Below are 2,452 nucleotides of genomic sequence, written 5' to 3'. Positions count from 1 at the left end.
CAGTACGTCGCCACCAGCAACACCCGGTTCTCCAGCGGCAGCCGCCAGGGACGGCCGCGCTGAATGTCACCACCGCGACGCCGCACCAACGCGACCAGCCTGGTGAACTGCGACTCGGTCAGCCCGGCGAACGGCTCGATCCACTTCGGATCATCCGCTGAGATCACCCCACCCATGCCCAGCCAACGCACCAACCGCCCCACCGGTTACGGGACAACCTCTAGGTCTTGCGGGACATGACGTTGGTGGCACAGGCCAATGCCGGTGAAACCGAGGTGTCTCGACGGGCATCGGTCGGGTAGCGTGCGGGCCATGTCGAGTCCTGAGTCAGACACGGTGGGCGCTTTCGGTCACGCCGTCAGCCCCCTGAACCACTGAGCTCGTAGCCCTGTCGTCGCGCCGCATTCTGTGGTGGGACGCGTGTGCCCCTGGGGCTGGCCGCGGTGACGAGATGACCTTCTGGTGCCTCTCCCTCACCTCGGAGCCACTCGATGCCTTTCCCGCTGTATCTGCTTGCCATGGCGGTCTTTGCCATGGGCACCTCGGAGTTCATGCTCGCCGGTCTCTTGCCGGACATTGCCTTTGATTTCGACGTCCCCGTCGGGACAGCAGGCGTGCTCACCTCGGCCTTCGCGATCGGCATGATCGTCGGCGCCCCCCTGGTGGCCGCGCTTGCCCGCAACTGGCCTAGGCGCTCCAGCCTTCTGGGGTTCATCCTCGCTTTCGCGGCAGCCCACGCCGTGGGCGCCCTCACCACGAGCTTTCCGGTCCTGTTCGCCACTCGGATCGTCGCCGCGCTCGCGAACGCCGGGTTCCTCGCGGTCGCTCTGACGGCTGCCGCCACGCTGGTCTCGCCCGACAAGAAGGGACGTGCGCTGGCCGTGCTGCTGTCGGGCACGACGGTGGCCACGATCGCCGGTGTCCCCGGTGGGTCGGTACTCGGCACATTGCTCGGCTGGCGGGCCACCTTCTGGGCCGTCGCCGCTTTCTGCCTGCCCGCAGCCCTCGGCATCCTGAAGGGGATCCCAACGGGACGTGTGAGGAAAGAGGCGACTGGCGGGCCGGCCTTGCGAGCAGAGCTCGCCCAGCTCACCAGGCCGCGGTTGATCGTGGTGATGCTGCTCGGCACGCTGGTGAACGCGGCCACCTTCGCAAGCTTCACCTTCCTCGCCCCCGTGGTGACCGAAACCGCCGGGCTGGGCGAGTTGTGGATCTCTGTCGTGCTGGTGCTCTTCGGGGCCGGTTCCTTCGTCGGCGTCACCGTCGCTGGCCGGCTGTCCGACCAGCGCCCCGGTCTGGTCCTCGCAGTCGGTGGTCCGCCGCTACTCATCGGCTGGCCGACCCTGGCCATGCTGGCCGACAAGCCGGTCGCCCTGTTCACCCTCGTGTTCGTGCAGGGCGCGCTGTCGTTCGCGCTGGGCAGCACACTGATCACGCGGGTCCTCTACGAGGCCGCGGGAGCCCCCACCATGGCCGGCTCCTATGCGACCGCGGCACTCAACGTCGGCGCCGCCGTCGGCCCCCTCATCGCCGCGATCACCCTCGGCACCGCGGTCGGGAACCTCGGGCCGCTGTGGGCCAGCGGCCTCCTCGTCGCTGTTGCGCTGCTCATTGCGTTCCCCCTCCGCACCGTGGTCGCGGCCGACCGAAGTGCCGAGGTGCTCCAGTGACGCATGCGAACGCTCCCTTGACCATCGAGGGACGCCGAAGGCTCCTGGAGCGCTGCCACAGCCGTCCGATCGCCCACGTGGCAGCCGAGGCCGGCGTCCCCCGCGCCTGCCTGTCCAAGTGGAAGAACCGGTACGACACGCAGGGCGAGGCCGGGCTGCAGGACCGCTTCAGCGTCCCGCACCCCTCACCGACCCAGACCCCGCCCGACCTCGTCGAACGGATCGAGCAGCTGCGGCGGGACCACAAGTGGTCCGCCCGCCGGATCGCCCTCGAACTCGTGAACCAGGGTGTGCGGATCAGCGAACGCACCGTGCGTCGGTGGCTGGCGCGTCTGGGCATCAACCACCGCCGGTTCCTCGACCCCGACGGGTCCGCCAACCGGCGCCCCCCGGGACGCATCGTGGCCCGCTACCCGGGCCACATGGTCCACTGGACGTCAAGAAGGTCGGACGCATCCCCGATGGCGGCGGGTGGCGGACCCACGGCCGCGGCTCCGAGCAGGCTAGTACTCCAGTTGCAGTTCGCTATCTCTGCTGGTCAGAGGCACCTTCTTGAGTCTGTTCGGCTGCCGTGGCGTCAGGTGCCGGAAGTTCGTGACCTCCGCCGCGGCGGCCCGTGGTGATTGTCATGCAGATGTGCGGCCCGACGTCTGGTCGGCGGAACTGGAAGAGGTACTTGTTCGGGTGGGTCACCGGTTCGGGCGGGTGGACCTACGGCGGCAGATGCGGGCCTATGTGAACGGTCTGCTCGGCCCGGTGGGCCGGAAGAACAGCTGGCAGCT

1 protein-coding gene and 3 pseudogenes are annotated in these 2,452 nt (G+C 68.9%); 3 read left to right on the top strand and 1 reads right to left on the bottom strand.

Translation table 11 applies throughout. From position 1 onward, the window contains the following. Positions 1-176 (bottom strand): annotated as a pseudogene (locus ACFPZJ_RS39735) (IS5/IS1182 family transposase); the annotation flags it as partial. Positions 177-491: 315 nt separating this feature from the next. Here ACFPZJ_RS39735 and ACFPZJ_RS39730 point away from each other — a divergent pair. The 3 genes and pseudogenes from ACFPZJ_RS39730 to ACFPZJ_RS39720 all read left to right on the top strand — a co-directional run. Beyond that, positions 492-1,670 (top strand): Cmx/CmrA family chloramphenicol efflux MFS transporter, encoded by a 1,179-nt coding sequence (locus ACFPZJ_RS39730; RefSeq protein ID WP_381031952.1) that lies wholly within the window; start codon positions 492-494, stop codon positions 1,668-1,670. Next, positions 1,667-2,175: pseudogene (locus ACFPZJ_RS39725) on the top strand (helix-turn-helix domain-containing protein); the annotation flags it as partial. The gene ACFPZJ_RS39730 and the pseudogene ACFPZJ_RS39725, both read left to right, overlap by 4 nt. Before the next feature lie 89 nt (positions 2,176-2,264). Next, positions 2,265-2,452 (top strand): annotated as a pseudogene (locus tag ACFPZJ_RS39720) (hypothetical protein); the annotation flags it as partial.

This window comes from Streptomyces bullii (assembly GCF_042657145.1).
Classification (GTDB): domain Bacteria; phylum Actinomycetota; class Actinomycetes; order Streptomycetales; family Streptomycetaceae; genus Streptomyces; species Streptomyces bullii.
The sequence above is the reverse complement of the archived record's forward strand: the minus strand, read 5'-3'. Positions and strand labels throughout refer to the sequence as shown.